Here is a 26,858-nt window from a genome sequence, read left to right as displayed (position 1 = left end):
GGGCCCAGGCCTGGGCCTCGTTCTCGCAGGTGAGAATGCCGTTGCCGATGCACAGCCCCTCGGTGGTGAGGCCCATGATGCCGCGGGCGCTCTCATTGGCCACGATGTCGTAGTGGGTGGTCTCGCCGCGCAGCACGCAGCCCAGGGCCACGTAGCCGTGATAGAGGCCCGTCTCGTGGGCGATGGCGATGGCGCCGGGGATCTCGAGGGCGCCGGGAACGGCCAGGCGCTCCCACGTGGCCCCGGCCCTCTCGATTGCCGCGATGGCGCCGCGGCAGAGTTCGTCGCAAAGGTCGGCATAGAACCGCGCCTCGAGGATGAGGATGTGGGCGCGGACCTGCTCGACGGGCTCTGTGGTCTTGTCGGTCTTCATGTCGGTTTGTTCTCGGTGAGGCGGGCGACATAGCGCGCCAGCATGTCGATTTCAATGTTGACCCGCTGGCCCTCGCGCATGGCGCCCCAGGTGGTGACGGCCTGGGTGTGCGGGATGATGTTGACGCCGAAGACCTCGCCCTCGACCTCGTTGACGGTGAGCGAGGTGCCGTCGACCGCCACAGAGCCCTTGGGGGCGATGTAGCGGGCCAGACCCGCGGGCACGCGGATGCGGAAGCGCTTCGAATCCCCCTCCGGCGTGATCGAGACGATCTCGCCAACACCGTCGACATGGCCAGAGACGATGTGGCCGCCGAGCTCGTCGCCGATCTTCAGCGCGCGCTCGAGGTTTATGCGGGTGCCGTCCTTCCAGTCTTCAAGCGTGGTCTTCGAGAGCGTCTCGGCGGAAGCTTCGATGGCGAACCAGTCCCCTCCCTTCTCGACCACGGTCAGGCAGCAGCCGTTGCAGGCGATCGATGCGCCGATGTCCACCGTGGAAAGATCATAGGCGGTGGCGATCTCGAAACGCGTGTCGCCCGCCTTGCGGATGGCGCGTACGGCGCCGACGTCGGTGATGATGCCGGTGAACATGGGGTGGTCTTCAGTCTCTCCAACGGCCGCGAGGGCCCTCATCTGGCGCGTTCCGCGCCACCTTCTCCCCCCTTCGGCGGGAGAAGGGGTGGATCGCTCAATGCCGGGGTTCATAGACCGTCAGGAGGTCGCTCCCAAGCTTTTCCTCGCTCGCCGTGGCGAATGGCTGCAATGCCTGTTCGAGGGGCAGGCCGGCGAGCGCATCCACGCCTTCGGGGCCGAGCATGGCGTTCGAGCGGATGAGGTGGAATTCGTCCACCACGCCCGCCTCGAGAACGCTCCGCGCGACGCGGGCGCCGCCTTCGACGAGGAGGCGGTTGATGCCGCGGCGGGCCAGCTCCGCCAATGCCTCCGGCACCTCGCCGCGCAGCACCTCGGCCCCCCGGCGGGCGAGGTGCGAGGCGGGCGGTAGGCTGGCCTTCCGGCTCAGCACGAAGGGTGTGGGAGAGCGGTGCCCGAGCCCGGGCAGGCGGCAGGTGAGTTCCGGGTCATCCGCCAGAACGGTGCCGAGGCCGACGAGGATGGCATCGCACTGCGCACGCAGGAGATGAACGCGGGCCCTGGCCTGAGCCCCGGAAATGGCGGTGCGCTTTCCGACGCCGGCTGCGATCTTGCCATCGGCGGAAAGCGCAAGCTTCAGAATCACTTGCGGGCGTTTCCTGGTCATCCGAGTCAAGAATCCCGCCATGTCGCGCCGGGCCTCTTCCGCCAGGAGACCGGACTCGAAGGCGATGCCGGCGCGCTCCAGGATGGCGTGGCCGCCGCCCGAGACGCGCGGGTCCGGGTCCTCGATCGCGGTCACCACGCGGGCGATGCCGGCCTTCACCAGCGCCTCGGCGCAGGGGCCTGTCCTGCCGTGGTGGGCGCAGGGCTCGAGCGTCACGTAGGCGGTGGCGCCGCGCGCCGCTTCGCCGGCCATGGCGAGCGCTTCCGTTTCGGCGTGCGGGCGGCCGCCGGGTTGCGTCCAGCCGATGCCCGCCACCCTGCCCTCCCTGACGACGACGCAGCCGACATTGGGGTTCTCGGCGGTCGTTCCGAGGGCGCGCCGGCCGAGGCGCAGCGCGTAGTCCATCCAGCGGGCGTCGTCAGTTGTCACCGGTCTCGCCGTTGTCGTCCTCGCCCGAGAGCTCGCCCAGGAGCTCCTCGAAGTCCTTGGCTTCGCGGAAATTCTTGTAGACCGAGGCGAAGCGCACATAGGCGACGTCGTCCAGCATCTTCAAGGCCTCCATGACGAGCTTGCCGACGGTCTCTGACTTGATCTCGCTCTCGCCCAGGCTCTCGAGCCGGCGGACGATGCCGGAAACCATGCGTTCCACCCGCTCCGGGTCCACCGGGCGCTTCCTCAGCGCCACCTGGATCGAGCGCATCAGCTTGTCGCGGTCGAAGGGCACGCGGCGGCCGGACTTCTTGACCACCATCAGCTCGCGCAGCTGCACGCGCTCGAAGGTGGTGAAGCGGCCGGAGCAATCCGGGCAGTAGCGGCGGCGGCGGATGGCGGTGCCGTCCTCGGTGGGACGGCTGTCCTTCACCTGGGTTTCCTCGTTGGAACAGAAGGGGCAGCGCAAGGGATTGGGTCTCTTGGGATGGTTGTGCACCATCTCTTGAGGAAGATGCGGCGCGAGGTCAAGGGGGGCCTCACCCGCCCTCCGGGCACCCTCTCCCATGGCTCACGCCACGGGAGAGGGGGAAGGATCAGTAGATCGGGAAGCGGGCGGTGAGCTTCTTGACCTTGGACGCCACCGCCTTCTCGACCCTGGCGTTGCCCTGCTCACCGTTCGCAGCGAGGCCGTCCAGCACCTCGTTGATGAGGGCGCCGACTTCGCGGAACTCCGCCGCGCCGAAGCCGCGGGTGGTGCCTGCCGGGGTGCCGAGGCGGATGCCGGAGGTGATGGTGAAGGGTGCGGGGTCGAAGGGGATGCCGTTCTTGTTGCAGGTGATGAAGGCGCGGCCCAGCGCCTGTTCCGCCGCCTTGCCCGTCACGCCCTTGCGGCGGAGGTCGACCAGCATCAGGTGCGTGTCGGTGCCGCCGGAGACGAGGTCCGAGCCGCCGTCGATCATCGCCTGGGCGAGCACGCGGGCATTGTCCACCACGGCCTTCGCGTATTTCCTGAAGGCGGGCTTCAGCGCCTCGCCGAAGGCCACGGCCTTGGCGGCGATCACGTGCTCGAGCGGGCCGCCCTGAAGGCCCGGGAAGACGGCCGAGTTGATCTTCTTGCCGAGGTCCTCGTCGCGGCTGAGGATCAGGCCGCCGCGGGGGCCGCGCAGCGTCTTGTGGGTCGTCGTCGTCACCACGTCGGCATATTCGAGGGGGTTGGGGTGGACGCCGCCCGCCACGAGCCCGGCGATGTGGGCCATGTCGACCATCAGCTTCGCGCCGACGGAATCGGCGACCTCGCGGAAGCGCTTGAAATCGAGGATGCGCGGATAGGCCGAGCCGCCGGCGATGATGAGCTTCGGCTTCACCGCCTGGGCCTGGGCGGCGAGCTTGTCATAGTCGATGAGGTGGTCGTCCTCGCGCACCTTGTAGGGCGCGACCTGGAACCACTTGCCCGACTGGTTGACGGGCGAGCCGTGCGTGAGGTGGCCGCCGCAGGCGAGGTCGAGGCCCATGTAGGTGTCGCCCGGCTGCATGAGGGCGAAGAACACCGCCTGGTTCGCCTGGGCGCCCGAGTGCGGCTGCACGTTCGCATAGGCGCAATCGAAGAGCTGCCTGGCGCGGTCGATGGCGAGCTGCTCGGAGATGTCCACATACTGACAGCCGCCATAGTAGCGGCGGCCCGGATAGCCTTCCGCATACTTGTTGGTCATGATCGAGCCCTGGGCCTCCATCACCGCCCTCGAGACGATGTTCTCGGAGGCGATGAGCTCGATCTCGTGCTGCTGGCGGCCGAGCTCCTGGGCGATGGCCCTGGCCACCTTCGGGTCCGTCTTGGCGAGCGCGTCGCTGAAGAAGCCGGGGAAGAGCGGCCGGTTGGCGGGCTTCGCCGCCCGCGTCTTCCCGGCGGCCGGCTTCGCGGCCTTCTTCGCCGGGCGGGACTTGGCCTTGGCCTTGGCGGCGGCCTTTCTCGCCGGCTTCGCCGCCTTCTTCACGGATTTCTTCGCCATGTTCGAATCCTCTCGAGCGCGTTCAACTACGGTGCGGGGCAATTTGCAGATTGCGCCTTCGCGGTCCAGATACATCTTTGGCAACCCGCGAGAGGAGGACGCAAGCGGCAGGGCGCATTCCGTTTGCGCCGTCCGCAACGCATTCGGGCGGGGGATCGCCCCCGCCCGGCAGCGCGCGCATCAGGGCACGAGTGATCAGTTGGCGGCGCTGGCCGTCTTCCCGGCCTTCTCCTCGGCCTTGGCCACGGGCTTGGCGGCAGGCTTCTTCGCCGCCTCCGCCGGCTTGCAGCCCTTGGGCAGCTTGCCGTCCGCTCCGGGCTTGCATTGGGCCGCCGTCTTCTTGGCGGTGGCGGCCTTGGGGTCCGCCTTCTTGGCGGCGGCCTGGGCCTTTTCCTTCTTCACCACCTTCTTGGCCTGTTTCACGGGCTTCTTCTTCGCATCCACCTTCGCATCGCCCTCCTGGCGGGCGGCGGTTTCGGAAGCGCTCATCCTGTCGGGGCTGCGGCCGCGCCAGGTGTTGCGGGTGGTGGCCGGGGACTTGGCGGTCGCCGTCTTCTTCTTGGCCTTCTTGTCCTTACCGGAATCGAGGTCGATCAGGCTGTCGCTCCGGGCGGAGCGGCTGCGGGCGGTGACATCCTGCTTGTCCGGGTTGCGGTTGCGGAACAGCGAGGCGAAGCCGAGCCCGTCATCCGTGTCGATCTCCTCCTGGAGGCGCGGAATGGGCTTCAGCACGAAGCGCTGGCCATCCATCGTCTCGCCCACCGGGAGCGGCTGGCCCACGACGAAGCCCGATCCGTCCAGCTCATAGACGTCGGGGCGGAATGCGGCGACGCCGTCCTTCGCCGGCCAGGCCGTGAGATAGGCAACGCGCAGCTGCGGCGGCGTGGCGATGGTGGTGTCGAGCCGCTCGAGAGTCTCGCCGAGTTCGGCGATCCTGGCGCTGCCGATGCCGTCCTGGCCCTGGAGGATCCAGTCGATCAGGATGGCGACCTTGTCGACTCGCACGCAGCCCGATGAGTAGAACCGGCTCGCGGTGTGGAGGAGATGCGGCTCGGGCGTGTCGTGGAGGTAGATGCCGAAGGGGCTGTTGAACTCGATCTTGGCGGTGGCCATGGCGTTGGAGCCGCCCGGCTCCTGGCGGAAGTGATAGTCGTCCACCCGCACGCGGCGCCAGTTGATGCTGTCGGGATCGACCTCGGGGCCGCCCACGCCGTCGAACACCTTCATGTTCATCTCGCGCATGATCTTGGACGGGCCCTTGGAGAGCATGCGGGGCAGGATGTCCTTCTCGACGATCGAGGCCGGCGCGTTCCAGTAGGGATTGAAGCGCACGACGGTGAGAGGCGTCATCACCACCGGGGTGGGGCGCGAGGGGCGGCCGACGACGGCGTTGTGGATCGAATAGACCTTGCCGTCGCTCACCGTCTCGATCTGCTGGGCGGGAATGTTGACGACGATGTAGCGGCTGCCGAGATCCTTGGAATACTCCGCAAGGCGCGGGATGTTCGCCCTGATGGTGGCGAGACGTTTCTCGGCGGGCACGTTGAGCGTCACGAGGGTGGGCCCGTCGATCACGCCCGTCACGGCGAGGCCGTGGTTGCGCTGGAATCGCTTCAGCGCGTCTTCCGTGGCGCTGGTGAAGAGCTCGGCGAACTCGCCCTCGGTGGCCTCCTTGCGGAGATAGCCTTCGACGAAGAGGCGCTGGTTCAGGGCGGCAACCGCCCTGCCCTTCGAGCCCTTCTTCGACTTGCCGCCCGGCACCTTGGGCCAGCCGCCGGCGGAGACGATCGCGGAATATTTCTGCGCCATGGCTTCCATGGCGGCGGCGCTGTCGGCGGTGACGAAGGGCGCCATGCTGCCGTCATTGACGACGGCGGTCTCGGTCGTGGCCTTCTGGCCGGAACCCTGGGAATGCGCGGTGCTGTTGGCGTTGGACTTCTTCGTCGGCTCGCCGGAGGCGCCCTTCTTCTTTTTGAAGAGCTGCGAGAAATTCGGTTTCTGCGCCTCGGCGAATGCCTCTGCCGGCATAGCGAGCCCGGCCGCGACAGACAGGACGACGGCGAGCGACACGCCCCGGAGACACCGCCGCGATTGCAGCAACGCGCTGACCTTCATCAATGACTTCACTCCCTCGACCGTCCAGCCCTGCCCCGGCACAGCGGACCTCAATACCAGCCCTCTGCCGACTCGTCAAAACCGGGCCACAATGCCGCCATGGAAAGCCGGGGAAATGCGGCAAGAATGCGATGGGCAGGGCCCCGCCGGCCCGGGCCGAGACATTCAGGGCCGTGCTGCTGCATTTCGGCAACAGCACGGCCCGTCATTGCCGCTTGCAGCGAAATGGCAACGCCACCTCAGAGGCGATAGAGGATCTGGTCGGTCCAGTAGCGCTCGAGCCGGGTGAGTGCCTTGTTGATGCGCTCGAGCTCATCGGGGCCGAGGCCCACCACCTGCTCGACCGCCAGCATCTGGCGGTTATAGAGCGCGTCCACGCGGTTGCGGATCGACTGGCCCTTGGGCGTCAGCCTTACCCGCACCGAGCGCCGGTCGGTGGCCGAGCGCTCATGGTGCACGTAGCCGAGTTCGACCAGCTTCTTCAGATTGTAGGAGACGTTGGAGCCCTGGTAGTGGCCGCGCGTCTTGAGCTCGCCCGCCGTGAGCTCGGAATCGGCGATGTTGAAGAGCAACAGCGCCTGGACCGGGTTCACCTCGGGCTCTCCGTGGCGCTCGAAATCATCCTTGATGACGTCGAGCAGGCGCCGGTGAAGGCGCTCGATCAGGTTCAGCGCCTCGAGGTATCGGGGCTTGACCGGATTGCGGCCGGTTTCTCCGGCTGCGGAAGGGCGAACCGCCCCCATCATATCACTCTGCATCTTGTCCACCTTACCCTTGAACCGGGGCTGGCTTCTCAATGACCATGTCCCCTCTTCGCGTATGAAAGTACTGGCCAAGGACTTAAGGCGCGCTCAACAGCTTGAGTAAACATATCCTTAGAATTTCAGATATTTGGCGCAATTCCCTCTAGCGTTTACAGAGTCTTCCCAAAGCCGCTTAAGAGGCGATTGAGGCAGAGGGTGAATCGATTGCCAAGATCCGGAGGGCTGCCTTGCGACCGCCGCCTTCACATGGGAAGACTGATTCCGTGAAAGCCATTCCGCTCCTCTCGTGCCTCATCCTTGTGGCGCTGGCCCAGCCGGCCCCGGCGGAAGGGCCGGTGCCGAAGCCGAAGCTGCGGCCCGGACCCGATGCCGCGCGCGAGGCAGAGGCGCCTCCGGGCGAAATGCCGCCCATCCCCAGGCTTCGCCCGCGCCAAGGGGCAGAGGCGACCGGGCCGGGCAAGGCTCCGGAGGAGGAGACCCCTGCCGAGACGAAAAAACCTTCGGAAACGGAAGAGCCTCCGGAGGAAGAAAGGGCGGGCTGGCCCGCTGCCGCCGTCGCCGAGGCGCGGCAGGCCTGCGGCAAGCTGCTCGAGGGAAGAGAGATCGATTACCAGGCGCTCGGCCCGCTGGGCGGGGAAGGCTCCTGCGGGGCGCCGGCCCCCGTCTCGGTCAGCCGCGTCGCCGGGGTGGCTATCTCCCCGCCGGCGACCCTCACCTGCGACATGGCGGCGGCGCTCCATGACTGGATCGCCCAAACGGTGCAGCCCGCCGCCCGCCGACGCCTCGGGACCGAGGTGACGGAAGTCAGTGCCGGCACCTCCTATGCCTGCCGGCGCCGCAACAACTCATCCTCCGGCAAGCTCTCCGAACATGGCCGGGCCAACGCGCTGGACATGGCGGGCTTCTCCTTCGCCAAGCGGACGGACGTCGCCGTGGGGGGCAGCGGCAGCTGGGGCGAAGGCCTGCTCGGCGCCATCGGCATCTCGAAGAACGGCTCCTTCCTCGAAGACATCCGGAAAGGCGCCTGCGCCCATTTCACCACCGTGCTCGGGCCCGGCTCGGACCCGTACCACGGCGACCACTTCCACGTGGACGTCCTGCGTCGGAAGGGGGACTACCGGATCTGCCAATAAGGGCGCCGCCCAGCCGTCCATGCCGATAATGAACATTATTTCTCTTTTTGGTTGATATTGGTTGAGCCTTGGGTTTAGGACGCTTCTCTGCCTTAGAGGCCGTGTGCGGCACCAACGGCACTCATCCCGTTTGCCGTGGTCATGTTCCGGCCTGCCCGGGCAGTGTTAACCATGAGGAACCCAAATGATCGAGCCCCTATTCTCCATAAATGTTGGCGACGCCCCAGGGAGTAGGCGCAGGCGCAGGGTTTCGGTCCGCGAGGAGGAAACCAATGCGCTCTGGAGCATCGGTGCCGAAGCGGACATCGCCGCATCAGCCCTGGTCGAATTTCCGTCGCAGAAAGCTTCCGTCAACAGTACGAATTTCATCTACGGTACGGACAAGAACGACACGCTCAATGGAACGGACGGAAACGACGTCATCTTTGGTTACAAGGGAGATGACACGATCAGTTGCTTGGGAGGCAACGACACCGCCTATGGCGGGGACGGAAATGACATAATCAAGGGGAATAAAGGAAACGACCATCTCTATGGCGCTGATGGAAACGACCGCCTCTGGGCAGGCACCGGCGATGACCGCATGGAGGGCGGCTCAGGGGACGACAGGTTCATCGTCGAAGGCAGTTGTGGAAATGACATTTATCTGGGCGGTTCGGGCTCGGACGGGATCGACTTCTCGAGGGTGAACGGGACATCCGTCTGGATCTCGATTGATTTGCTGACGATGCAATGCAGTTTTCGAGAGGGCACATTCGCCTACTGGCTGGTCATCGAGGATCTGGAGAATGTCTGGGGGACGAGCGGATCTGACACCATTCTCGGGAATGACCAAGCAAATGAAATCTACGGAAGAGGTGGCGCCGACATTCTGGACGGAAGAGGCGGCGATGACCTCATCTACGGAGGGGCCGGGTTAGACTTAATCGCCGGCGGTGAGGGCGACGATACGGTGTATGGCGGTGAAGACGGCGACCGCGTGTGGGGAGGCTCCGGAAGCGACAAGCTCTATGGCGAGAAAGGTGACGATGAGCTCCGCGGCGAACTGGGCGTCGACCATCTCTTGGGACAGGTGGGGAATGACCAGCTCTGGGGCGGCAGGGGAGAAGATTACTATTACTGGACGTACGGCAATGGCCACGACACCATCTGGGAAGAGGAGGATGGATCAAACACTTTCATCGTGTTCTACGGCGGAGTGGCATCGGTCTCGAAAGAACTCACTGCCGACGGACACACGCGGTACTCGATCGCGGGAGACCAAGGCGGATCTTTGCTGGTGATGAACAGCATTCCGGTGATCATTGCGTATCAGGTCACAAGAAACCATTGGGCCGCCCTGGCCTAACCCAAGCAAAAGGGACAGCGCTCGCCGATGGGCCCATGATCAGCCGGCTCGAACGCAGGCTCAGCTTGGCCAACTGACCACGCCGTTGCGCGGAGAGGCAACATCTTGTTAAGAGCGGGGCATGACACAGAGACACGAGAGTGGGCCGGCGTTTCCCGCCACCCGCATGCGCCGAAACCGGCGCACGGCGTGGTCGCGCGCGCTGGTGCGCGAGAACACGCTCACGCCCCATGACCTGATCTGGCCGGTGTTCGTGATCGAGGGCACCGGGCGGACCGAGGCGGTTTCCTCCATGCCGAGTGTTACGCGCTATTCGGTGGACCTCGTCACGGACAAGGTGAAGGAGGCGGCGGACCTCGGAATTCCCGCCGTGGCGCTGTTTCCGAACACGCCGCGCTCGCTCCGCACGGCGGATGCCCGCGAGGCCTTCAATCCGGAGAATCTCGTCTGCCAGGCGGTGCGCGCCATCCGCAAGGCGGTGCCGGAGATCGGCATCATGTGCGACGTGGCGCTCGACCCCTATACGAGCCATGGGCATGACGGGCTGATGGAGGGCGACGAGATCCTCAACGATGCGACGCTCGAGGCGCTGGTGAAGCAGAGCCTCGTGCAGGCGGAGGCCGGCTGCGACATCATCGCGCCCTCCGACATGATGGACGGTCGCATTGGCAGGATCCGCGGCGCGCTGGAGGACAAGGGCCTCACGCACGTTCAGATCATGGCCTACAGCGCCAAGTATGCGAGCGGCTTCTACGGGCCCTTCCGCGACGCCGTGGGCTCCTCCGGCACGCTCAAGGGCGACAAGCGCAGCTACCAGATGGACCCCGCCAACAGCGACGAGGCGATGCGCGAGGTGGCGCTCGACCTTGCCGAGGGTGCGGACATGGTGATGGTGAAGCCCGGCATGCCCTATCTCGACATCGTGCGCCGGGTGAAGGCGGAGTTTGGCGTGCCCACCTTCGCCTATCAGGTCTCCGGCGAATACGCGATGCTGATGGCCGCCTGCAACAACGGCTGGCTCGACCCCGAGCGCGTGATCCCGGAAGCGCTGATGGCCTTCAAGCGCGCGGGCGCGGACGGCATCCTCACCTATTTCGCGGTGGACGTGGCGCGCAAGCTCAAGGGCTGAACGTTGCGATGAGACGGCCGTCCTCTCAATTTCTCTTGTCGAGGTTCTGGAACCTGGCGATGAGGCTCGAGGTGTCCCAGCGGCCGCCGCCGAGCTTCTGGACCTCGGCGTAGAACTGGTCGACGAGGGCCGTCACCGGCAGCGGCGCGCCGTTCCTGCGGGATTCCTCGAGGCAGATGCCGAGGTCCTTCCTCATCCAGTCTGCCGCGAAGCCGAAGTCGAACTTGCCCTGGATCATCGTCTTGTGGCGGTTCTCCATCTGCCATGAGCCGGCGGCACCCTTGGAGATGACCTCCACCACCGCCTCCATGTCGAGCCCGGCGCGCATGCCGAAATTGACCGCTTCGGCGAGGCCCTGCACAAGACCGGCAATGGCGATCTGGTTCACCATCTTGGCGAGCTGGCCGGAGCCCGCTGGCCCGAGGAGCTTCCGCATGCGGGAGAAATGGACGATGAGCGGCTCGGCCCTGGCATAATCCTCCGGGTCGCCCCCGCACATGACGGTGAGGACGCCGTTTTCCGCGCCCGCCTGCCCGCCGGAGACCGGTGCGTCGACGAATCCCAGGCCCTTCTGCTTCGCCAGCGCGTGGAGCTCACGCGCCACGACGGCCGAGGCCGTGGTGTGATCGACGAAGACGGCGCCCGGCTTCATCGTGCGGAAGGCACCTTCGCGGCCCGTCGTGACCTGGCGCAGATCGTCATCGTTGCCCACACAGGCGAAGACGAAATCCGCACCCTCGGCGGCTTGCGCCGGGGTTGGGGCGGCGGACCCCTTGAAAGCCTCGGACCACCGTTCGGCCTTGGCGGATGTGCGGTTGTAGACAGTGACGGCGAGCCCGCCCCGCGTGACGAGATGACCCGCCATCGGATAACCCATGACGCCGAGACCGATCCACGCAACCCGCATTCTTCACCCCTTCGATTGATGCTTCCCTCGTAGGCCATGGACGGGCTAGAATCAATTCCGCCACCAAGCATGAGGCAGGTCTACATTGAGTATCGAGCGGCGGAACTTCCCGCAGTTCTTCATCACCGCCCCCTCCCCCTGCCCCTACCTTCCGGGGCGGGTCGAGCGGAAGGTGTTCACCCATCTGGTGGGGCAGGACGCGCGCAGCCTCAACACGCAGCTGAGCCAGGGCGGCTTCCGGCGCAGCCAGAACATCGCCTACCGGCCGGCCTGCGACGGCTGCGCGGCCTGCGTCTCGGTGCGGGTGCCGGTCAACACCTTCACGCCCAACCGCAGCTTCCGGCGCACCCTCAAGGCCAATGGCGACGTTACGGGCAGCGTGGTGAAAAGCCAGGCCACCTCCGAGCATTATTCGCTGTTCCGCGCCTATATCGATTCCCGCCACGGCGATGGCGGCATGGCCGACATGACGGTGCTCGATTTCTCGGCCATGGTCGATGACAATTTCGTCGACAGCCGCCTCGTCGAATACCGCATTACCGGCGGGGACGAGGACGGGCGGCTCGTCGGCGCGGTGCTGATCGACGTTCTGGGCGACGGCATCTCCATGATCTACAGCTTCTATGACCCGGATCAGGCACAGCGCGGCCTCGGAACCTTCATGATCCTGGACAACATCGCGCGGGTGAAGCGCCTCGGGCTTCCGTACCTCTATCTCGGATATTGGGTTCGCGGTTCGCGCAAGATGGATTACAAGGCCCGTTTCCTGCCCCAGGAGCGGCTGACAGCGGATGGCTGGAGCCTCTACCGGGGAGAGGAGAGTTAGGAACGTGTTTACCCTTCGAAGTTGAATTCACGCTACGGCAACCTGTACGCGCAGAAACGGCTGCAACCCGGTTGACGCTGCGATAGAATCCCGCTTTTTTGTGTCAATCGCAACGCGAAGCCGTGGAACGCATGTCCCGATCTCCCGAGCCCTCGATCCAGCAGATCAGGGTGGCCTTTCTGATTACCGCCCTTGGCGGTCTTCTCTTCACATTCGACCTGCCGCTGCTCCGCCTCTCGATGGCGGAACAGTGGACCATGGTGTTCACGCGCGGGATATTCCTGTTCTATGCCATCACTCTCGGCTGGGCGTTTTCACGCGCGGCGCGGGGCGACCGCACGCCCTACCTCGCCGGGATGGCGGGACTCGCGGTGGCCTTCACCAGCACGATCGGCAACATGTCCTACATCGGGGCCGTGGTTCACACGGACGCGGCGAACGTGGTGTTCATCATCGCGCTCACGCCGGTGATCGCGGCGGCCATGTCCCGGATGATCCTGCGCGAAACCGTCCATGCCTATACCTGGATCGCGACGATCGCCGCCTTCATCGGCGCTGGCATCATCGCCTCCGAAGGGCTGCGTACCGGAAACTGGGTGGGCGACGGGCTGGCGCTGGTTTCGGCCTTCTGCTCGGCCACCATCTTCACGATCATCCGCGCGACGGGCAAGAAGGTGGCCACCAGCCTCGCCCTCGGGAGCCTCTCCTCTGCGCTGTTCGCCCTGCTCTTCTTCCAGGTCTCGCCGATGGCACTCATGGCGCCCGGCGCCTTCGGTGTGCAGGCCTGGCTGTGGCTGGCGCTCAACGGGCTCGTCACGATTCCGCTTGCCACGGTGCTGCTGGCGCGGGGACCACGGGTGCTGCCCTCCGCCGACGTCAGCATGTTCTTCATGCTGGAGACGGTTCTGACGCCGATCTGGATCTGGGTGCTGTTCGCCGAGGTGCCGAGTGCACGCGTGCTGCTGGGCGGTGCGATCGTGGTGCTCACGCTGTTGTGCCACAGCTGGTGGCGCCTCGCGCGGACGGTGCGCGCCGCCCACGCATTGCAGCCGGGGGCATGACGTCTCCTACCGTTAATTTCGGGTTGACGTAACGTCGACGTTAATTCAAAACTAAGACAATCATGATGAACTTATGATTGTCGTGCCCCGCAGAAGCATGGGTGGCCCGGGGCACGATGGCGCGGATGCTTTGCGCCGGCTTGGTTCATGGGGTGGTCGGTATGTTTGCGTTGAACGTCGGTTTACAGGGAGTTCAGCCGCTCGGCTCGGAAACCGGCCTGGCGGACCCGCTGCGAACCGTCAACGCGGTGTCGGCCCTGCTCGACAGCGGAGCGCAGCAGGGGCTCACCTTCAACATCTCCTCGGATTTTCCCGAACTCGCCCGGCAGCGCCAGATGCTGCGCAAGAGCGACGTCTCTCCCATGTTCGATCCCTCCGCCTCGCGCAGCCTCGCCGAGCGCGGCTTCTGGATGTCGGTCGCCGACAGGGACGGCAAGACCGTGGGGCTGCAGGCCTTCCGTCTCGACGACGCGGACCCGAACCTGGCCGAGTGGGTGCTGGGGTGGATGATGGGCCTCTACGCACGGCGGCGCGAAATGATCGTGCCGCGCGGGGTGATGCCGCCGGAGCATTCGCTTTCGCACTTGCTCCGCGGACGGATCGTCTATCATGGCGAATTGTGGATCGACAAGCACGCCAAGGGCTGCTTTCCGCTGTTTCCCAAGATCGGCATGATGCTGGCCATGGTGAAGTGGCAGCCCGAGGCGATCTGGGCGCTGACCGGCCAATCCATGGCGACCCGCGGCCACATGGTGCGCATGGGCTATGGCCATCTCGAGCAGAGCTTCCTGACCTGGGAATGGGAGCCCGACGGTGCCGAGCAGGCCGAATGGATCGGCATCGCGCTGCGCCGGCATCTCGAATTCTCGATTGCGGAGATGGCCTCTACAGAGGCGAGATATCAACCTTCGCCAATTCCGTGACGACGCGGACGGCCTTCTTGTTGCGGCCCACCTTGAGGGGCAGCACCACCCGCTGATAAGGCACCCACACGACATCGCCATTGGCCGAGGCCATGGCGGCGTAGATGTGATCGTAGTGGGGCTCGCCGGTGCGGCTCACCTCCGGATAGACCCGGCTCACCGCCTGGTCATAGGAGTGGCCGGTGAGGCAAGGGTATGACACCGGGTTCATGCCCCACAGCTTGGCGATGGTCGACTGCGGCCCCACCCGCGTGACGCGGAACTTCTGAGATGAGGGGTCGTACATGCAATCGATTGAGTAATCCTCATCGATGGCGTTGTCGTGAAGCGCCTTCTGGAGGAGCATCGGCACGTCCTCCCGGTTCTCCGGCGCATCCTGGATGTAGACCGTCTGCGAGAGGTGGACATCGCTCTTGTAGATCAGGTGGTGGATGCGGTCGGCCGCCTCCCAGGAATGCTCATAGCGCTCGTTGAACCAGCCGGCCGAATAATACTGCAGCTGGAAGGGTCCGCGGGCGCCGTGGATCCACTCCGTCACGAAGAACAGAGAGGCCCAGTTGGCGGAGAACATGCTCCAGCGCACCGTCGTCCCGGTGTCGCTCTCGACGATCTTCACATAACCCTGGCGCTGAAGCAGGGCGCGCTCGTCGGCCGCCGCGCCCGGTTTTTCGAGCTCCGGCTGAAACCTGCCATCATTGACCCAGTGCACTTCGCTGGCCATTCCGTGCCGTATCCGTTTCCCGCCGCCCCAACCAAAGATTGAACCAAGGATAATTGGCCGACTGATAACAATCACTTAACGGCCTGCACCCTCCTGCAGAGGCCGGTCAGTCGAGGGTGACGCGGTAGCGGCTCACCGCCAGCGCGGTGACGGCGACGAGGGTGAAGGCCAGGACCGCGAGCTCGTTCGCAAGGTCTGCGGTGGAGGCTCCCTTCAGCATCAGGCCGCGGACGATCCGCAGAAAATGGGTGGCCGGGATGACTTCGCCAAGGGCTTGCGCCCAGCCCGGCATGCCCCTGAATGGAAAGGCGAATCCGGACAGCAGGATCGACGGCAGGAGGAAGAAGATCGACATCTGCATGGCTTGCAGCTGGTTCCGGGCCAGGGTGGAGAAGGCAAAGCCGATGGCCAGGTTGATGGTGATGAACAGGACGGTGGCGGCGGCGAAGACCGCGAAGCTGCCGACGAAGGGGACGCCGAACAGGAGCCGCGCCACCACCACCACGACAGGGACCTGCACCGCGCCGATGACGATGTAGGGCGCGATCTTGCCGGCCATTACCTCGAAAGGCCTGACCGGCATGGCGAGCAGGTTCTCCATGGTGCCGCGCTCGCGCTCGCGGGTGACCGACAGCGCCGTCATCATCACCATGGTCATGGTGAGGATGATGCCGAGCAGGCCTGGCACGATGTTGTAGCGGGTGATGCCTTCGGGATTGTAGCGGCGGTGAAGGACCACTTCCATCGGCTGGGGCGGGGGGCGGAGGCCGGCGAGCGGGCCATCGAGCGCCCGGGCCAGGGCCTGGTTCACGGCCTGTGTCACAGCGTTGATGGCGGGGCCTGTCGTCGCCGGGTCGGTGGCGTCGGCCTCGATGCCGAGTTGGGCCTTCTCGCCGCGTACAAGCTTGCGCATCATCCCGCCCGGTATGGTGATGACGAACTGCACCTCACCCCGCTGGAGGAGCGCATCGGCCTCGGCCTCGGTCGCGGCTTCCGCGGTGATGGCGAAGTAGCCGGTGTTGGCGATGGCGGAGAGAAGGCTGCGAGACATTTCATTATGCTCGGACACGAGCACGGCGGTGGGCAGGCCCTTCGGATCGGCGTTGATGGCAAAGCCGAACAGGATGAGCTGCACGATCGGCACGATGAACATCATGGCGAAGGTGAGCCGGTCACGGCGGAGCTGCAGCGCCTCCTTGAGGATCATCGCCCACAGCCTGGCGGCAGCGCCCGTCACGCCGGTTCCAGGGCATTGTCATGCGCCTGCCCCATGAGGTGGATGAAGACGTCTTCGAGGGTGGGCTCCGCCTCCTGCCATCGGAGCCCGCCGTTTCGCCACGGCGCCACCGCCTGCCACAGCGCGGCCAGGTCCGGCCCGCAGGCATGGAGCGTGGTGCCGAATGCGGCAGCGGCCGTGATACCCGGAACGTCGCGGAGTTGGGGCGCCAGCCGGTCCGCCCCCGGTCCGGTGGCCAGGAGGGCCGAGAGGCCGGAGCCCGCGATGATCTCTTCCGCCGTGCCGCGCGCCATGAGGCGGCCATAGGCGATGTAAGCGATCTCGTGGCAGCGTTCGGCTTCGTCCATGTAATGGGTGGAGACGAGCACGGTGATGCCCTGGGCCGCCAGCGCATGGATCTCGTCCCAGAAGGCGCGGCGGGCCTTCGGGTCGACACCGGCCGTCGGCTCGTCGAGGAGCAGGAGCTTCGGCTGGTGCAGCACGCAGGCCGCCAGCGCGAGGCGCTGCTTCCAGCCACCCGAGAGCGCGCCGGTGAGCTGGTGCTGGCGGGTGGCCAGCCCCAGACGCGCCAGCGCCTCGTCGACAATGCGGCGAAGGTTGCGCAGCCGGTAGAGCCGGCCCACGAATTCGAGGTTCTCGCGGATCGTCAGGTCCTCGTAGAGGCCGAAGCGCTGCGTCATGTAGCCAGCCTGGGCCTTCACCGCGGCGCTCTCGCGGATGATGTCGTGGCCGAGGCATGTGCCCTCGCCGCCATCCGGCGTCAGCAGGCCGCAGATCATGCGCAGCGTCGTGGTCTTGCCGGAGCCGTTCGGCCCCAGAAAGCCGCAGACGCGGCCCGGCATGATGGTGAGATCGACATGATCGACGACCGTGCGGTTGCCATAGACCTTGACCAGGCCCCGGACATCGATGGCGGGCGCGGTCACCGGAGGGGCTCCACCTCGATCGGGAGGCCGGGCCGCAGCCGAGCGTCGGGAGCATCCGGGCGCGCCTCGGCGCGAAACACGAGCTTGCTCCGGGCGCTCTCGGAATAGATCACCGGCGGCGTGTATTCGGGCTCGCTCGCAACGCTGGTGATGGTGGCGCTCTTCACGCCGTCGCAGCCATCGCAACGAAAGCGCAGCGTGGCGCCCGGCACGGCCTTCGCAAGAGTGGCCTCCGGCACGAAGAAGCGAAGCGTCACATCTCCCGGTGCAAGCAGCGAGAGCACCGGCTGGCCGGCCCCCACCCATTCCCCGGGCTCGAAGAACACGTCGTCCACCGTGGCATCGATGGGGGACACCGGCGAGAGATCCGCCAGGCGCGCCTTCGCCTCGACGAGCTGCGCTTGGGCTTCGGCAAGGCGGGAGGCGGCGGCCTCGATTTCCGGCGCCCGGGCGGGAAGCGCCGCCACCTTCTCGGCGGCCTCGAGTTCGGCGATGCGCTGTTCGTAGAGGTTCACCTGCTGCTGTGCCTGATCGAGGCGGGATTGCGCGGCGGTGCCGCTGCGGGCAAGGGCGGCGGCGCGCTGCAGCTCCTTCCGAGCCAGACCGAGGTTGGCCTCCGCCTGAGCGACCTGGGCGCGGATCACGGCGATCTCCTCTTCCCGCTTGCCGGTGAGGAGATTGTCCCTTGCGGCTCCGGCTGCCGCCACCGCCGCAGCGGCGCGCTCCACTTCGGCGTTGGCCTGAGCCGCATCGAGCGAAAAGAGCACCGCGCCCTTGCCCACCTTGGCGCCTTTGGCGGCTGAGACGCTGACGAGGCGGCCCGCCTGCGGAACGCCGATGAGCCGCGTTTCCCCCTCCACGTAGCCCAGGTAGCCGAGCCGACCTTGCGGTGCGGGCAGCCACCGATCCCGGAGAAGGAAGGCGGTGCCGGCGAGCGCTACCACCAGCGCGGGGATCAGGACCCGCCTCACGGGGCGAGACCCCGGAGAAAGGTTTCGGCGTGCTGCGCGGCGAGTGCCTCGATGTCGAGCGGCTCGGCGCCGAGGGGCTCCATGACCGTTTTCCAGATGGCGGAGAGGAGCATGGGAGCGATCATGGCCTTCACCGCAAGACCCGCATCCACCTCGCGAAACTCTCCCGATGCGACGCCGCGGCAGATGAGGCCCTCGAAGAGCGGAAGCCCCTGTGAAATGACGCCCTCGAGATAGATTCGGCCCACATCCGGGTAGGCCCGGCTCTCGGAGATCACCACCTTGATCAGTTCGGGGAAGCGCGTATCCCGCAGTTGCCGCGCCAGGAATACGAGGAGGGTGGAGATGAGCGGACCGACCGCTCCCTGGTGCTGCTCAACCAGACCCCGGGCGACCGCCACGTTGGCGCCCGCCATCTCGTTCACCAGCGCCTTCAGAAGCGCTGTCTTGTCAGGAAAATAGAGGTACACCCCTGCCTTGCTCAGCCCGGCGCGCCGCGCCACGTCCTCCATGCGGGTGGCGGCAAAGCCTCTCTCGGCGAAGAGATCGAGGGCGGCGGAGAGGATTTCCCCCGGGCGGGCGTCCGGGCGTCGGCTGCCCGTTTTTATTACTGACCGGTTAGTCATAACACGGAACTAACCCGAGGGTCAGACGGAGTCAAGCCTTCGTCTAGTTCTGCACGGGGGGCGAAGGAATCCGGCCGAGAAGGCTGAGGGCGTTGTCATGTGGCCGCAGGACGATCCCCTCGCCGGGGCGCGGCACGAGTTCGGTGAGCGCGGTGATGTTCACCTGGTGCGTCACCACCACCAGGGTACCAGGCCCTTTCCAGCGCAGGAGAAGCTCCCGGGCACGAGCGGTGGCCTCCGTTGCGGCATGCCGCCGCCCGAAGAAGGAATTGAACGCGGCCTCTTCCCGCACCTGCCCCGGAAAGGCAAGCTCCGCCGTTTCCAGCGCCCGGCACCACTGCGAGGAGAGCACGCTGCCCACCTCCACCCCACGGCGGCGGAAGGCCTCACCGATGGCGCGGGCTTCCTCCCTGCCTCGCTCATCCAGGTTTCTCTGCGTCGCGCAATCGCCGAGGACGAAGCCTGGCGGGTCGCCGGTGCCGGGCGCATTGGCATGGCGGAAAAGGACAATGGCGCCCTCCTCCATCAACGGTGCCCAGGCATCTGCCGCGCGCGCGGGCGGGGCGGACAGAAGAAGCGGCAGCAGCAAGAACGAACGGCGCGCGATCATGCAGTTGATACGCCGGACGCGGGCGCCGGTTCAGCGGTGAGCGCGCGATCAGCCGAACCTGTTGCGCTTGGGGAAGCCGGTGGGAGGCGCACGGCCGGCCTGGGCGCGTTCGCCGATCCACTCCTTGAGGTCCGTCACCACGAAGTTGCGGCCGGAGGAATCCGTCCAGGTGAGGCCGTCCTTCAGCCTGAAGGCTCGGGCGTCGCTCAGGCCCCCATCCTTGAAACGCTGGAGCCTGACGCCCTTTCCGCGCGCCATTTCCGGCACCTGGTCGCGCTTGAAGACGAGCATCTTGCGGTTCTCGCCGATGGTGGCGATGTGGGTCGCCTCCTCCGCCACCGGCACGCAGACGGCAGCCTCGACCGGCGCCTTGACGTTCAGCACCTGCTTGCCCTTGCGCGTGTTGGCGAGGCATTCCTCTTCCGCGACGATGAAACCGTCGCCCTCGGTGGAGGCGAGGAGCCGCCGTGTTCCCGGAACATGCACGAAGAGCGATACGATCGAGTCCGCCGCGTCGAGGTCGCACATCAGGCGCACCGGCTCGCCATGGCCGCGGCCGCCCGGCAGCTTCGCCACATCAAGCGTGAAGAACTTGCCGGAGGAGGAGAACAGCATGACCCTGTCCGTCGACATGGCGTGGAAGACGAACTGGCCCCTGTCGCCATCCTTGTAGGAGAGCCCCGAGAACTCCTCGAGATGCCCCTTCATGGTGCGGATCCAGCCCTTCTCCGAACAGACCACGGTGACGGGCTCCTTCTCGATCATCGACTGCTCGAGATCGACGTCGATCTCCGGGGCTTCCGAGAAATCGGTGCGGCGGCGGCCCAAGGGCGTCTTCTTCGCGTATTTCTCCTTAACGGACTTGATCTCCTCAGAGATCTTCGTCCACTGCTCCTCGTCCGACCTGAGCAGCGCCTTCAGCCCCTTCTGCTCCTTGACGAGCTTCTGGTGCTCGCCGCGGATCTCCATCTCCTCGAGCTTCCGCAGCGCGCGAAGACGCATATTGAGGATGGCCTCTGCCTGGTTGTCGGTGAGCGAGAAGCGCGCCATCAGGGCGGGCTTCGGCTCATCCTCCTCGCGGATGATGCGGATCACCTCGTCGAGGTTCAGGTAGGCGACGAGATAGCCCTCGAGAATCTCGAGGCGGCGCGCGATCTCGGCCAGGCGGAAGTTGGAGCGACGGACCAGCACCTCCTTGCGGTGGTCGAGCCACTCGCGCAGCACTTGCCTGAGGCTCATCACCTTCGGCACCTTGCCGTGACTCAGCACGTTCATGTTGAGCGGGATGCGGGCCTCGAGCTCGGTGTTGCGGAAGAGCTGCTCCATCATCAGCGTCGGGTCCACCGTGCGGCTCTTCGGCTCCAGCACGATGCGGACGTCCTCTGCGGATTCATCGCGCACGTCCGCCAGCAGGGGCAGCTTCTTGGCGGTCAGGAGTTCGGCGATCTTCTCGATGAGGCGGCTCTTCTGCACGAGATAGGGAATCTCGGTGACGACGATCTGCCATTGGCCGCGCGCCAGCTCCTCCTGCATCCAGCGGGCGCGCACGCGGAAGGCGCCGCGGCCCGTCTTGTAGGCCTCGGTGATCGAGGCGCGATCGTCGATGACGATGCCGCCCGTCGGGAAATCCGGCCCCTGCACGAGCTGGGCGATCTTCTCGTCGGTGGCGTTGGGCGTCTTGATGAGATGCAGCGCCGCGTCGCAGAGCTCGGAGGCGTTGTGCGGCGGGATGGACGTCGCCATGCCGACGGCGATGCCGGAGGAACCATTTGCCAGAAGGTTGGGGAAGGCGCCGGGAAGCACCACGGGCTCCTGCAGCGAGCCATCGTAGTTCGGGCGGAAATCCACCGTGTCCTCGTCGAGGCCCTCGAGGAGGAGCTTGGCCACCTCGGTCATGCGCGCCTCGGTGTAACGGTAGGCGGCGGCCGAGTCGCCGTCGATGTTGCCGAAATTGCCCTGGCCGTCCACCAGCGGATAACGCGAGGAGAAATCCTGCGCGAGGCGAACGAGCGCATCGTAGATCGACTGGTCGCCATGAGGATGGTAGCCGCCCATCACGTCGCCAACGATCTTGGCGGATTTCTTGAAGGCGGCGTTGGGATCGAGCCTGAGAAGCTGCATCACGTGGAGCAGCCGACGGTGCACGGGCTTCAGGCCGTCGCGCACGTCCGGCAGCGCGCGATGCATGATGGTGGAGAGCGCGTAAGCGAGGTAGCGCTCCTCGAGCGCTTCCTTGAGGTCGATCTTCTCGATGTCTTTCGGGCCTTGCGGCGGGGGAACGTGCTTGCTCATGATTCGGGCCTTATAGCACCGTCAGGTGCCGGGAATGGATGGCCCGTTCTTAGCCCACAGGAAGGGGCAAGGCGAACAGAAAGCGAACGGCCTCTGCTGGCATGCGCGTGGGCGGCTGGCTCAGACCTCCGGCATGCCCAGCATGCTGCGGGCGAGATTGTAGAGCCTGCGAGGGTCGGCGTGGAGGCAGAGATTAAAGGCAACGATCGCCTCCGGATCATGGGAGGAGGCCTTCTCGAACCCGATGCGCAACTGCTCGGAGTAACCATGCCAGTCCGCCCTGGTGAGGGCATCCACCATGATCTGCTTGCCCTCGGGATCGGGTTGACCGTGAACGAGAACCCACCTCAGATTTTGCGTCGTTGCATCCCAAGCCGGATCTGACATTTGCGCCTCCCGAATACTTCGGGTTGCATCTACCTCCAATTATGACCGAATGTAAAGTACCCCTCACGCATGCGCTTCGAAAACAATGGCACGCATGTTGGAATCGACGGGCCCTTCGCCGAACTCCCGCGCCAGCGCGCGGGCGGCAAGCGCCGTGATCTCGGCGAGGCGGCCGGGCGCCCGCCTCTCGATCTCGGCGCGCATGGGCGTTCCCTGGCAGAGGGCGATGGCGGCGAATTCCGCCGAGGGGGCGCGGCTCGTCTTGGTCACGGCGTCCGCGGAAACGCCGCTGAAGCCGGCCTCCCTCAACGTGGAGGAAATGGCGGGAACATCATGATAGCCGAAGGGCGCGCGGCGGAAGAACGCGGGCGGGTCCGTTGGGAAGGCCCTCGCGAGCGCCTCGTTCACAACGTTGGTGAGGGGATTGCTCGCGAGATCGCCCCAGACGCTCAGGAGAAAGCGCCCGCCCCCGCGCAGCACGCGGCGTGCCTCACGGTAGGCCGTCAGCTTGTCAGGAAAGAACATGGCGCCGAACTGGCAAACGACAGCGTCGAAGCTCTGTGGCGGAAAGGGAAGCTGCATCGCATCGCAGGCGCGGAAGTGGACCTTGCCGCTGGGAAGCTTCGCCATGGCCACGTCCAGCATGGCCTGGTTGAGGTCGGTCGCGGTGATGGTGCTGTCGCGGGGGAGCTGCTTCACCAATTCCGCCGCAACGGCTCCCGTGCCGGCGGCAATCTCCAGCACGTCGACAGGCCTCGCCGCTGCCACCCGCCGCGCCATGTCCGCCGCGTAGCCGAGAAATGTGATCGGCACCATGTGGCTTTCGTAGATGGCGGGAATCGAGCCGGCGAAGACCTTGTCGGCAACGGTCATGACGCACCCCTCACGCGTGGAGCGCAGAGGCTAGGCCCCTCGGCGCATGGCTTCCACCAACCGGCGGTACTGGCCGGGCTAGACCTGCACCACCGTAACTTTCACGATGGGCTTCTTGCCCCAGATCATGTCGGCCGCCCGGCGCACCGAGGTGCGGATGGTTTCGGCCAGCGCGTTCTTGTCCTTCCGCCGCGGCTTGGGGGTGGAGCCGAAGGCCAGCTCGGCGGCTTCCAGCAATTCGCCCTCCAGGCCGATAGGCAAGCCGTCGGCCTGGAGGTTGATCTCGGCCGCAAGCTCGCTCTTGCCATTCATCACGATGCTGACGAAGACGATGCCGACGAAGGACAGCTTGCGGCGCTGCCTGGCGGGCCCGTCCTCTCCCGGCACGATGAGGCGACCGTCCACGTGGAGCCTGCCGAAGGGCGCTTCGTCGATGTTTTCCAACGGACCGGGAGCGAGGCGGAGGATGTGGCCGTCACGCGGGATCAGCACGTCGCGGATGCCCTGCGCCTTCGCGAAATCGCGATGCGTGCGCAGGTGCCGGGGCTCGCCGTGCATGGGGATAAGCGCCCTCGGCTTCAGCCACTCGTAGACCATCGCGAGCTCGCCCTGGCGGGGGTGGCCAGAGGAATGGACGAGATCGTCCTCACCGGTGATGGTGTCGATGTCCAGCCGCGCCAGATTGTTCAGCACACGGCCCACTTCCTTCTCGTTCCCGGGAATCGTCTTCGACGAAAAGATCACGAGATCGCCGGGTTCGAGAGAAATGTGCGGGTGCATGTCCTCGGCGATGCGGGCGATGGCGGCGCGCGGCTCGCCCTGGCTCCCGGTGCAGAGCAGCATCACCTTGTCCGGCGGAAGATAGCCGAACTCCTCCTCGTCGAGCAGGCGGCCCGAATCGTTCAGCATGCCGCAGGCGCGGGCGGCCTCGATGGTGTTGCGCATGGCGCGGCCGGCGATGACCACCTCCCTGCCGGTGGCGCGTGCGGCGCGGATCGCCGTGGCGATGCGGTCGAGATGCGAGGCGAAGGTGGTGATGGCGACGCGGCCCCCGGCACGCTTGACCAACTCCATGATGCGCTCGGCAACCTCGGCTTCCGAGGGCGAGAAGCCCTCGCGCAGCACGTTGGTGGAATCGCAGACGAGCACGTCGACGCCCTTCCCGCCGATCTCGCGCAGGCGCCTTTCGTCCATCCCCTGGCCCAGCACCGGCTTCCGATCGATCTTCCAGTCACCCGAATGCAGCACCCTGCCCTCCGGGGTCTCGATGAGCAGTGCGGTCGGCTCAGGGATGGAATGGGTGACGGAGACATACTCGCAGGCGAAAGGCCCCAGGGTGAAGCGCGAGCCGACGGGCATCACCTTCACCGGCACCTGCTCGTCCAGCCCCGCCTCCTTGAGCTTCAAGGCCAGGATCTGGGCCGCAAAGGGCGTGCAGTAGACAGGGCATTCGAGCTGCGGCCAGAGCCAGGCCACTGCGCCGAGGTGATCCTCGTGCGCATGGGTGAGCACGATGGCGTGAAGTCGCGGCTTTTCGGCGGAGAGGAAGCCAACGTCCGGCAGGATCACGTCGATGCCGGGATCGGAGTCCTCGCCGAACTTCACGCCCAGATCGACCATGAGCCAGTGCCGGTCATCCGCAGGGCCGGAGCCGTAGCAATAGCAATTCATGCCGATCTCGCCCGTGCCGCCCAGCGGCAGAAACACGAGTTCATGCGGGAGTGCGGCTCTGCGCCTGGCGTTCATCGCGTCCGTCTCAGCCTTTCGAGTTCGGCGAAGCTCACTTCGCCCGCGTGGATCGGGATCAAGTTACCATCGGCGGTTTCGAGCAGCAGCGCGCCGTCGGCCGCCAGTCCCCTGAAAGTTCCGGTGAGTTGCTTTGTTCCTGCCGTTGCGGCGACTCCCTCCCCGAGCCCCAGGGCGCGCTCGGCCCACGCCGCGCGAATGGCGGCAAATCCATGCCCCTCGTCCCACTGCTTCAGGCGGTGCGCCAGGCCGCGATCAAGCTCGCGCAGCACGTCTTCCACCGCGAGATCACTGCCCAACGCCGCCACCGGATAGGGCGTGCCTTGCGGCGCATGCGCGACATTGACGCCGCAGCCAATGGCGATGCGGGTCGGATTGCTTCCCACCACCTCCGGCAGGACGCCACAGAACTTCGCCCCGCCGAGCAGCACGTCATTGGGCCACTTGATGCGGGGGCCGAGGCCGGGGCGCAGCGCTTCGACCATGTCATGCACCGCGAGCGCGGCGACGAAACTCACCTGCGCCGCCGCTTGCGGCTCTTGGGCAATCGAGAAGAGAAAGGTTGCATATAGATTTCCGGGCTCGCTCACCCAGCTTCTCCCCAGCCTGCCGCGGCCCAGCGTCTGCTCGCCTGCCCAGAGCCAGAGAGGCCCGCACTCGCCTGCGTCGGCGAGCCTGCGGGCCTCGAGATTGGTGGAGTCGATCCGGTCGAAATGGCGGACCGGATGTCCGGTACCGAGGATCAATAGAGCGACTTGGCGGCTGCCGCCGCGACATCGATGACGGGGCTCGCGATCCACGGGACGACGAAGAGAAGCGTGAAGGCGCCGGAAGCGTAGGCCACGAGCTTCACCTCGCCATCCATCTCGTCGAAGGCTTCCTTCGGCTCGTCGAAATACATGATCTTCACGATGCGGAGATAGTAGTAGGCGCCCACCACCGAAGTGACGACGCCGATCACCGCCAGCGCATAGAGCCCCGCCTTCACCGCCGCGAGGAAGACGAAATACTTCGCGAAGAAGCCGGCGAGCGGCGGAATGCCGGCGAGCGAGAACATCAGCATGGCGAAGACGAAGGCCAGCCCCTTGTTGGTGCGGGCAATGCCGGAGAGATCGCTGATCTCCTCCACCATGTGGCCGCGGCGGCGCATGGCGAGGACGCAGGCAAAGCTGCCGAGTGTCATGATCATGTAGATGATCATGTAGACGACGACCCCCTGCACGCCCTCGGCGGTTCCCGCCGCGAGGCCTACCAGCGCATAACCCATGTTGCCGATCGATGAATAGGCGAGCAGGCGCTTGATGTTGTTCTGTCCGATGGCCGCGAAGGCGCCGAGCGCCATGGAGGCAATAGAGATGAACACGATGATCTGCTGCCAGTCCGGCAGGATGGCGCCGAAGGGCTCGACCATGGTGCGGGTGATGAGCGCCACGGCAGCCACCTTGGGCGCCGCCGCGAAGAAGGCCGTGACGGGGGTCGGTGCCCCTTCATAGACGTCGGGCGTCCACATGTGGAATGGCACGGCCGAGATCTTGAAGGCGAGACCCGCGATGATGAAGACGAGGCCGAAGATCATGCCGATGCCCGCGCCATGGGCCGAGAGGTGCTGCGCGATGAGCGGGAATGAGGTGGTGCCGGTGAAACCATAGACCAGCGAGGCGCCGTAGAGCAGCATGCCGGAGGACAGCGCGCCGAGCACGAAATACTTGAGGCCTGCTTCCGAGGCACGCGCCGAGTCCCGGTTGATGGCGGCCAGCACATAGAGCGAGAGCGACTGCAGTTCGAGGCCCATGTAGAGTGCAATCAGGCTGTTGGCCGAGATCATCAGCATCATGCCCGAGGTGGCGAGCAGGATGAGCACGGGATATTCGAAGCGCTGCGATCCGTCGCGCTTCATGAAGCTGTCGGAGAGCACGAGCGCCACGGCCGATCCGAACAGCGCCAGCACCTTCATCACGCGCGCGAAGGTGTCGGACACGAAGGCGCCGGCGAAGGCTTCCGCCCTGCCCTCGCCACCCCAGATCACCAGCGCGCCGGCGATTGCCAGTGCCACGACCGAGATCAGTGTCACCGTACCCGAGGCATCCTCCTTTCGGAAGACGCCGAGCATCAGCAGCGCCATCGCGAAGAGTGCGAGCACCACCTCGGGAAGTGCGGCCACGGCATCGGCCTGTTCGAGAAGCCACATGAGCGTC

Annotated in this window: 26 protein-coding genes; 6 read left to right on the top strand and 20 right to left on the bottom strand. The window is 66.0% G+C overall.

Annotation, left to right across the window (positions count from 1 at the left end; translation table 11 throughout):
- The 7 genes from ACK4HL_RS07575 to ldtR form a co-directional block, all read right to left on the bottom strand.
- Positions 1–373, bottom strand: a 373-nt coding sequence (locus ACK4HL_RS07575) for a 6,7-dimethyl-8-ribityllumazine synthase (protein ID WP_409758074.1), incomplete at its 3' end; no start/stop codon positions are given.
- Positions 370–963 carry a riboflavin synthase gene (locus tag ACK4HL_RS07570; protein ID WP_409758086.1) on the bottom strand — a complete coding sequence of 198 codons (594 nt, stop codon included), beginning with the start codon at positions 961–963 and terminating at the stop codon, positions 370–372. The genes ACK4HL_RS07570 and ACK4HL_RS07575, both read right to left, overlap by 4 nt.
- 97 nt (positions 964–1,060) lie before the next feature.
- On the bottom strand, positions 1,061–2,059 hold the full coding sequence (ribD, locus tag ACK4HL_RS07565) for a bifunctional diaminohydroxyphosphoribosylaminopyrimidine deaminase/5-amino-6-(5-phosphoribosylamino)uracil reductase RibD (protein WP_409758071.1): 999 nt from the start codon (positions 2,057–2,059) through the stop codon (positions 1,061–1,063).
- Positions 2,049–2,528 carry a transcriptional regulator NrdR gene (gene nrdR, locus ACK4HL_RS07560; RefSeq protein ID WP_409758083.1) on the bottom strand — a complete coding sequence of 160 codons (480 nt, stop codon included), beginning with the start codon at positions 2,526–2,528 and terminating at the stop codon, positions 2,049–2,051. The genes ribD and nrdR overlap by 11 nt, the downstream gene beginning before the upstream one ends.
- Positions 2,529–2,655: 127 nt before the next feature.
- Entirely contained in the window at positions 2,656–4,068 is a 1,413-nt protein-coding gene (gene glyA / locus ACK4HL_RS07555) for a serine hydroxymethyltransferase (RefSeq protein ID WP_409758068.1), read from the bottom strand.
- 195 nt (positions 4,069–4,263) lie between these two features.
- Complete coding sequence (locus ACK4HL_RS07550) at positions 4,264–6,183, bottom strand: L,D-transpeptidase family protein (RefSeq protein WP_409758065.1); 1,920 nt, start codon at positions 6,181–6,183, stop codon at positions 4,264–4,266.
- Between the two features lie 239 nt (positions 6,184–6,422).
- The gene (gene ldtR, locus ACK4HL_RS07545) at positions 6,423–6,941 is read right to left on the bottom strand and encodes a transcriptional regulator LdtR (RefSeq protein WP_409758062.1); all 519 of its coding nucleotides are present in this window, start codon (positions 6,939–6,941) and stop codon (positions 6,423–6,425) included.
- Between the two features lie 269 nt (positions 6,942–7,210).
- Here ldtR and ACK4HL_RS07540 point away from each other — a divergent pair, with 269 nt between their 5' ends.
- The 3 genes from ACK4HL_RS07540 to hemB all read left to right on the top strand — a co-directional run bounded on the left by ACK4HL_RS07540 (position 7,211) and on the right by hemB (position 10,557).
- A complete protein-coding gene (locus ACK4HL_RS07540) occupies positions 7,211–8,080 on the top strand; it encodes an extensin family protein (RefSeq protein ID WP_409758059.1) in 870 nt (289 codons plus the stop codon).
- A gap of 184 nt (positions 8,081–8,264) precedes the next feature.
- Entirely contained in the window at positions 8,265–9,428 is a 1,164-nt protein-coding gene (locus ACK4HL_RS07535) for a hypothetical protein (protein ID WP_409758056.1), read from the top strand.
- A 121-nt stretch (positions 9,429–9,549) separates the two neighbouring features.
- Positions 9,550–10,557 carry a porphobilinogen synthase gene (gene hemB / locus ACK4HL_RS07530; RefSeq protein WP_409758053.1) on the top strand — a complete coding sequence of 336 codons (1,008 nt, stop codon included), beginning with the start codon at positions 9,550–9,552 and terminating at the stop codon, positions 10,555–10,557.
- A 25-nt stretch (positions 10,558–10,582) separates the two neighbouring features.
- Here hemB and ACK4HL_RS07525 read toward each other — a convergent pair whose 3' ends face one another.
- Entirely contained in the window at positions 10,583–11,464 is an 882-nt protein-coding gene (locus ACK4HL_RS07525) for an NAD(P)-dependent oxidoreductase (RefSeq protein WP_409758051.1), read from the bottom strand.
- 85 nt (positions 11,465–11,549) lie between these two features.
- Here ACK4HL_RS07525 and ACK4HL_RS07520 point away from each other — a divergent pair, with 85 nt between their 5' ends.
- From ACK4HL_RS07520 to ACK4HL_RS07510, 3 genes are all read left to right on the top strand, one after another.
- Positions 11,550–12,290: an arginyltransferase gene (locus ACK4HL_RS07520; RefSeq protein ID WP_409758048.1), complete on the top strand. Its 741-nt coding sequence runs from the start codon at positions 11,550–11,552 to the stop codon at positions 12,288–12,290.
- 131 nt (positions 12,291–12,421) lie between these two features.
- Positions 12,422–13,351, top strand: coding sequence for a DMT family transporter (locus ACK4HL_RS07515; protein ID WP_409758045.1), 930 nt, complete (start codon positions 12,422–12,424; stop codon positions 13,349–13,351).
- Positions 13,352–13,521: 170 nt separating this feature from the next.
- Complete coding sequence (locus ACK4HL_RS07510) at positions 13,522–14,274, top strand: hypothetical protein (RefSeq protein ID WP_409758042.1); 753 nt, start codon at positions 13,522–13,524, stop codon at positions 14,272–14,274.
- Here ACK4HL_RS07510 and ACK4HL_RS07505 read toward each other — a convergent pair.
- From ACK4HL_RS07505 to nuoN, 12 genes are all read right to left on the bottom strand, one after another.
- On the bottom strand, positions 14,237–14,995 hold the full coding sequence (locus tag ACK4HL_RS07505) for a hypothetical protein (RefSeq protein WP_409758039.1): 759 nt from the start codon (positions 14,993–14,995) through the stop codon (positions 14,237–14,239). The two genes, ACK4HL_RS07510 and ACK4HL_RS07505, sit on opposite strands and share 38 nt — an antisense overlap.
- Positions 14,996–15,101: 106 nt before the next feature.
- The gene (locus ACK4HL_RS07500; protein WP_409758036.1) at positions 15,102–16,232 is read right to left on the bottom strand and encodes an ABC transporter permease; all 1,131 of its coding nucleotides are present in this window, start codon (positions 16,230–16,232) and stop codon (positions 15,102–15,104) included.
- A complete protein-coding gene (locus ACK4HL_RS07495; RefSeq protein ID WP_409758033.1) occupies positions 16,229–17,158 on the bottom strand; it encodes an ABC transporter ATP-binding protein in 930 nt (309 codons plus the stop codon). Before ACK4HL_RS07495 ends, ACK4HL_RS07500 begins: the two co-directional genes overlap by 4 nt.
- Positions 17,155–18,129 carry an HlyD family secretion protein gene (locus tag ACK4HL_RS07490; RefSeq protein WP_409758030.1) on the bottom strand — a complete coding sequence of 325 codons (975 nt, stop codon included), beginning with the start codon at positions 18,127–18,129 and terminating at the stop codon, positions 17,155–17,157. Before ACK4HL_RS07490 ends, ACK4HL_RS07495 begins: the two co-directional genes overlap by 4 nt.
- Positions 18,126–18,755 (bottom strand): TetR family transcriptional regulator, encoded by a 630-nt coding sequence (locus ACK4HL_RS07485; protein WP_409758027.1) that lies wholly within the window; start codon positions 18,753–18,755, stop codon positions 18,126–18,128. The genes ACK4HL_RS07490 and ACK4HL_RS07485 overlap by 4 nt, the downstream gene beginning before the upstream one ends.
- Positions 18,756–18,798: 43 nt before the next feature.
- On the bottom strand, positions 18,799–19,365 hold the full coding sequence (locus ACK4HL_RS07480) for a histidine phosphatase family protein (RefSeq protein WP_409758024.1): 567 nt from the start codon (positions 19,363–19,365) through the stop codon (positions 18,799–18,801).
- Between the two features lie 48 nt (positions 19,366–19,413).
- Positions 19,414–21,657, bottom strand: a complete 2,244-nt coding sequence (gene parC / locus ACK4HL_RS07475) for a DNA topoisomerase IV subunit A (RefSeq protein WP_409758021.1) — start codon at positions 21,655–21,657, stop codon at positions 19,414–19,416.
- A 120-nt stretch (positions 21,658–21,777) separates the two neighbouring features.
- Positions 21,778–22,044 (bottom strand): hypothetical protein, encoded by a 267-nt coding sequence (locus tag ACK4HL_RS07470; protein WP_409758018.1) that lies wholly within the window; start codon positions 22,042–22,044, stop codon positions 21,778–21,780.
- 63 nt (positions 22,045–22,107) lie between these two features.
- On the bottom strand, positions 22,108–22,917 hold the full coding sequence (locus ACK4HL_RS07465) for a class I SAM-dependent methyltransferase (protein ID WP_409758015.1): 810 nt from the start codon (positions 22,915–22,917) through the stop codon (positions 22,108–22,110).
- 78 nt (positions 22,918–22,995) lie between these two features.
- On the bottom strand, positions 22,996–24,663 hold the full coding sequence (locus ACK4HL_RS07460; RefSeq protein ID WP_409758012.1) for a ribonuclease J: 1,668 nt from the start codon (positions 24,661–24,663) through the stop codon (positions 22,996–22,998).
- Positions 24,660–25,409 carry a biotin--[acetyl-CoA-carboxylase] ligase gene (locus ACK4HL_RS07455; protein WP_409758009.1) on the bottom strand — a complete coding sequence of 250 codons (750 nt, stop codon included), beginning with the start codon at positions 25,407–25,409 and terminating at the stop codon, positions 24,660–24,662. Before ACK4HL_RS07455 ends, ACK4HL_RS07460 begins: the two co-directional genes overlap by 4 nt.
- Entirely contained in the window at positions 25,406–26,851 is a 1,446-nt protein-coding gene (nuoN, locus tag ACK4HL_RS07450) for an NADH-quinone oxidoreductase subunit NuoN (RefSeq protein ID WP_409758006.1), read from the bottom strand. Before nuoN ends, ACK4HL_RS07455 begins: the two co-directional genes overlap by 4 nt.
- Between the last annotated feature and the right edge of the window lie 7 nt (positions 26,852–26,858).

Source organism: Aestuariivirga sp. (assembly GCF_046294715.1).
In the GTDB taxonomy this organism is placed as follows: Bacteria; Pseudomonadota; Alphaproteobacteria; order Rhizobiales; family Aestuariivirgaceae; genus Aestuariivirga.
This window is presented reverse-complemented; position numbering and strand designations above follow the sequence as displayed.